The 5,071-nt window shown below is 68.1% G+C and carries 4 protein-coding genes and 1 pseudogene; all 5 read right to left on the reverse strand.

All coding sequences use genetic code 11. The features are described 5' to 3' along the window. Positions 1–234: pseudogene (locus AC1DC5_RS18950) on the reverse strand (glycosyltransferase); the annotation flags it as partial. Next, complete coding sequence (locus tag AC1DC5_RS18955; RefSeq protein WP_476866187.1) at positions 231–1,514, reverse strand: lipopolysaccharide biosynthesis protein; 1,284 nt, start codon at positions 1,512–1,514, stop codon at positions 231–233. The gene AC1DC5_RS18955 and the pseudogene AC1DC5_RS18950, both read right to left, overlap by 4 nt. After that, positions 1,504–2,322, reverse strand: a complete 819-nt coding sequence (locus AC1DC5_RS18960; protein WP_476866188.1) for a glycosyltransferase family 2 protein — start codon at positions 2,320–2,322, stop codon at positions 1,504–1,506. The genes AC1DC5_RS18955 and AC1DC5_RS18960 overlap by 11 nt, the downstream gene beginning before the upstream one ends. Positions 2,323–2,335: 13 nt before the next feature. Further along, on the reverse strand, positions 2,336–3,436 hold the full coding sequence (locus AC1DC5_RS18965) for a hypothetical protein (RefSeq protein ID WP_441407294.1): 1,101 nt from the start codon (positions 3,434–3,436) through the stop codon (positions 2,336–2,338). A gap of 523 nt (positions 3,437–3,959) precedes the next feature. After that, on the reverse strand, positions 3,960–5,012 hold the full coding sequence (locus tag AC1DC5_RS18970) for a hypothetical protein (RefSeq protein WP_476866189.1): 1,053 nt from the start codon (positions 5,010–5,012) through the stop codon (positions 3,960–3,962). Positions 5,013–5,071 lie beyond the last annotated feature (59 nt).

Below are 5,071 nucleotides of genomic sequence, written 5' to 3' on the forward strand. Positions count from 1 at the left end.
CGCAGCATCCCCCCGCAACGCCACAACAAAAGCACCATTCAACAACAAAACCCCCACCCAGAACGGAAACGGCAACACCGCAACCAACCCCAGATCACTACCCACCGGCACCGCCACCGTCGAAGCAGCCCCCACCGCAAGCGCCAACGCCACAACACCCGCCACCACACACCACACATCACGGGCCCCCCAACGCCCCTCCGTGCGGCTGGCCACATCAAGCGTCCTCGTCATCGCGCACCCCGCGAGACACGTCGCAGGACGGCGAGCAACCGAAGGCCCACCGCCGCCGCCCCGATGGAGAGCACCACCAGCCACGCAAGGGCCATGGTGCTGGCGCCCTGGTCGGCGGCCCATAGCGCCGAGGCGCAGAGTGCGACTCCGAGAATCACGCCGACTATGATCGCCTCCGTGTAGGTACCGCGGGCCCGGCACACGGCGTTGTAAGCCTGCAGCACCGCGTACGGCACCAGTCCGGCCGCCAACCACCTCAGGGCACCGGCGGACGAATCGGCGTACCGCTCCCCCAGCAGGCCGAGGAGCGGGTGAGCGAGGATGGCGAGAACGGCGGCAGCCAGACCTCCTACGGCGAGGGACCAACGGAGACTCGCCCAGGTGGTCGCCACCAGGCGGTCCGGGTCGCGGACACCCTCGGAGAATTGGACGATGCCCATCAGCATCGGAGCGGAGTAGGCGGCCCAGGCCATCATCCAGGCGGGATACCAGTAGGCAGCCGCCTCCGGCGCAACCATGTGCGCGAGCAGGAGCGGCAGCACCAGTCCGGGAGCGCGCTCCGTGAGGGTGACAAGCTGGTACGGAAGCCCCATCGCCAGCAGTGGACGGCCGCGCGCCGGGCGCAAGGACGGTCGCGGCCGGTAGCCGACCAGTCTTCGCAGCTGGACCGCACCGACGATGCACGCGACGGTCGTCCCGAGGGTCCAGCAGGCCATCAGCACGTCGGCGGAGGTGCTGTGTGACAGCCAAGCCACGAGCGCAGCGGCCCCGAGTGAGACCCCGCCGCCCAACACATACCTCGAGGTCGCGCTGGCACCGCGTCCCAACGCCACGAGCGCCTGGTCCAGCACGATGACCAGGGTGCCTGTGACGGCAGCCACGAGGAATGTAAGCCAGAAGAGAACCGATACCAAGGCTGTCTCCGGCATCATAACCGACTGAAGCACAAGATAGCCGAGGGCCAGCGCAGTGCCGGCTACCCCCACGATGGCGAACGCCGCGTCCAGCACCCGCGCGGGCGGCTCGCCCCGCCCCACAGCCACGATCACGGCCGACCCGGTACCCAGGACCGCGAGCTGCGTGCAGATCATCACCGCCGAGACCGCTGCCATGGTAAGCCCGACCTCACGGTCGGACGCGGCTCGCGCGGCCACGACCCAGAAAGCGAAACCCGCGCCCGTTTGGGCGGCCTTGGCCACGATGAGGCCGAGCGAGCTGCGCAGGGGGGAATGCCGGGCGGTCGAACCGCCCACGACAACGGTCCCCCGCTCAGCGCTCACGACGCAAACCCCTCGCCATGGCCGCGTAGTTGTACCAGCAGAAAGCCCCGTAGTAGCGCAGCCACCGAGGCTGGCCCTCGGCCAGGCTCAAGGCGCTGCCACGGACCGCCGCAGCGGCGGGCAGCAGCGCCAGCCTCGCACCGCGCAAACCGTGCTTGCGGACCATCCGACCCAGTCCCGTTCCGTCCATCAGGAACTGGTCGAGGGCGAAGTCGAAGTCGTCTGCGGCGAAACGATGTTCAACGAAGACCCGGCGGGATACCCCCGTTCGCAGCCCTGAGTCCCGCATCCGCCAACGCAGCTCGATGTCCTCCCCCGATTTGAACGAGTCATCGAATCCCACACCCAGCATCAGGTCCCGGTCGACGATCGTCGCTACGAGCCCGAACCAGTTGCGACTGCGGCCGGTGCGATGGTGATGTGCCAGCGCCTGCCCCCAGTAGCCCGGTCCAGCGACGCTCTCCAAACCGGCCTGGAGGGCGTCGTAGCCGGTCTCCACCAACTCGGTGAGCAGGTCGGCGACGCCCGAGGGCCCGAACACGACGTCGGCGTCGACGAGCAGGACCCAACGGGTGCCACTGCTCCGCACACCAAGCGTTCGAGCCCACGGCAGGCCGCGGCCCTCGTCACTCACGACCCGGGCACCGGCCGCGAGGGCGATGTCAACGGTTCGGTCCGTGGAGCAGCCGTCCACCACGATGATCTCAGCGACACCGGACTGACGCAGGGACTCCAGACAGCGCGGGAGAAGGTCCTCCGCATTGCGGGCCGGAACGACCGCGGTTACCTCGGAAGGGCTGTGACCCACTGTGTCCACATCCTCAGATCTGCTCGTCAAGCACCGACGGCAGCAGCTGCTCGAGATACCGGACGATGTCGTCCGACGCCTCGTCCGCCGAGTACGCGGCGGGCACCTGCAACAGGTGGCAGGGACGTCCGTCCAGCGCCTTGCTCAGCACGACCCCCTTCGCCGCGAAGTGTTCGCGCCACGGGAGGACGGACGTGGCTGCCAGGCCGGTCACGACCCGCTGCGAGAAGCCCGCCATCTCGATGTGGAAGTTGCCGAGCATGCGGTCGACCATCCAATCGCTTGTCCGCTCGACGATCCGCGACCGGGAGCCCTCGTATCGCTCGACGTAGATCGCGGCCCCGAGCGGGGCCGAGGTCGTCACTTCCCGCCCCGGGAACGCGGTCCCCGGATCGACCATGCGGTGCTCCGGCGACCATCGCCGGGAGAAGTCCGCGAGGCGCGGATAGCGGATGACGTAGGGGTGCACGACCGTGGTGAAACGGCCGACGCTGTCGGAGAGCCGTGAGGGGACCAGTGGCTTCCTGACACCTTCGAAAAGGTGCGGGTAGATGGCCCGGTGGTGCGGCTTGATGAACATCGGCTTCGCGTAGCCGAGCATCGTGGCGTCCTCGGCGAGGAAGGCCCAGTCGTCACCCATGAACGACCACCCCTCGCGCCGCATCAGCTTGGCGGCCGTGCTCGTCTTGCCGGTCCCTCCGGCTGCGGGAAGCGCGATCGCGTGACCGCGGTACGCCATAGTCGCAGCGTGGATCATGCCAGCGCCTCTCCCGACCATGGCGGCATCGAGGACAGGAACCACGGAGGTCAACAGCTCGCCCGGACCATGAATGCGCCACTGCTCTGCGTCCCGCACGACCTGGACCCGATCGTCCTGGAAACGCACGCTGTTGTCCGTATACGCGAGCTCGTGCTCAACCAGACCGGCATCCGGCATCGGCTCCAGCCGGTTATCGACGACGATGTCGGCCGGCCGCTCCGTGGCGGTGGCGAAACACGCCAACATGCTCTGGAGCTGGGCCGCTGCCGGCGCCTCCGCGTCGACGCGAATCATGACGCGGCCGTGGATGTCGAAGTGCAGTGCTTTGGTCTTGGTCGTGGTCTTGGTCTGCATGGTCCTCCCCTGTCTGAGTGGTGTCGGTCGGATGGTGTCTCGGCCCCAACGACTAGTCCATCCAAGTGCCCCGAGAGGTGTTCGAAACCCCCGCCGAGTGACGCTGCCGTAATTGACCGTATGGTAGGCCAGCCAGGTAAACAACGGTAGTGACTACTCGCTTTTACTTGGCGGCCTACTAGGGAATTTCGTGCTCCTGCCAGTGCCGGGGGTGAGAATCGCACCGGGTTTCCTGGAGGCTTGCACTACCGGAAGGACGCTGCCAATGCCGGCACAGCGGAAGTACGCGAACCGGCTTCGTCAGCGCGCACCGCGGATGGCCATCGATGCGAGGAAAGACCTGCTACCAGGACCGGCGCGTTCCGGCGGATTGGACAGCAGGTCGTGGTGGCCGTGCTTGATGTTCGGGCCGAGGACGGAGGCGAAAGCTCGGGAGCGGCAGCCCGCTCCAATGTCAGTGAGCACGGCTTTGACTTTGGACTCGCGTGAAGCCCTCCCGGCCAGTGCCTGACACCGGTACGGCTCAACCACCGTCCGGATGCCAGTACCGCAGGCCGCCGCTTGTCGTGCCGTCGCGGGCGACGTCGACCATGGCATACGGGAACGCCCTACGGTCCGACTGGTCAGGTCCGCGACCGCGGACGTCCGAACACCACGTGCCGGTGTTGATGTACCGGGTGGTGCACGCTTCGAGCGCTGACTCGAGGGCGCGGTGGGTGTGGCCCGAAACGTACCAGGCCACCCCGGAACCGTGTGCCTCGAGGGTACGTACGAATCGGCCCGCTGCAGCAGGAGCCCCCTCGCCGGCGCTTCTGCGCCCGGCGGCCGTTAGCACCATGCGGGTCGCGGCGACCGGGAGCGCCGACACCGTCCGGAACCGGGACAGGCGCGCCAGGTCCCGAACGGCGACCCCGTCGAGCGCGAGCCGCCGTGACTCGGTCTGTAACAGCTCGTCGTAGGCAACCCCCCGGACCCGGCGTTCCGCCCGTTCGGACGCCAGGCAGGCCCGGGCAACGGCACCGGCACGGCTCAGGCGCGACGTAGACGGATGTGCGTTCCAGGCAGCGAGCGGCGGCAGGTCCAGCTCGTCTGTGCCGTTGACCGCCGCTCGGAGCACCTCGGGCACCCGGTGCAGCGCGTGGTGCTGGTGCCCATGCTCGGCCACAAGCACATGGGGCACATGCAGGAACCACGGGTGCACTTGGACCATCGTGGACTCGCCCGGTGACAGCAACGCCGACAGGCGGGCGGCAACCGAGGGCCGGGCCAGCTCCACATCGTGGTTGCCGCACACGAAGTGCAGCTGCACGCCGTGTGCGGCGCACGCCTTCAATGCCCCGAATGTGTCGCCGTGGCGGGCGAGGATTGACTCGAGCCCGGCCAGGCTCTCGTCCTCGGTTAGCCCGACCAGCTCGAAAGTGTCACCGACGAAGACAACGTGCTGCTGTGGGCCGGAAGCTGCGAGCACCTCGTCGTGCAGGAATGCGGGGAGTATGTTGCCGGGGTGGCGGGGGTCCTCGTCTGACACGCCGAGGTGGAGGTCGCTGAGGAGCCGCCACTGCGCCGTGAGGCTCATGCGAGCAGTCCCAGCACGCGGGGAACGAAGAGGAGCACGTACATCCCCCACATGACGGC

The sequence above is a fragment of the Arthrobacter sp. 10L424 genome, from assembly GCF_056395325.1.

Excerpts from the sequence above, each read along its gene's own strand:
- AC1DC5_RS18965 (WP_441407294.1), bottom strand. The coding sequence starts at position 3,436 with ATGCAGACCAAGACCACGACCAAGACCAAAGCACTGCACTTCGACATC.
- AC1DC5_RS18970 (WP_476866189.1), bottom strand. The coding sequence starts at position 5,012 with ATGAGCCTCACGGCGCAGTGGCGGCTCCTCAGCGACCTCCACCTCGGC.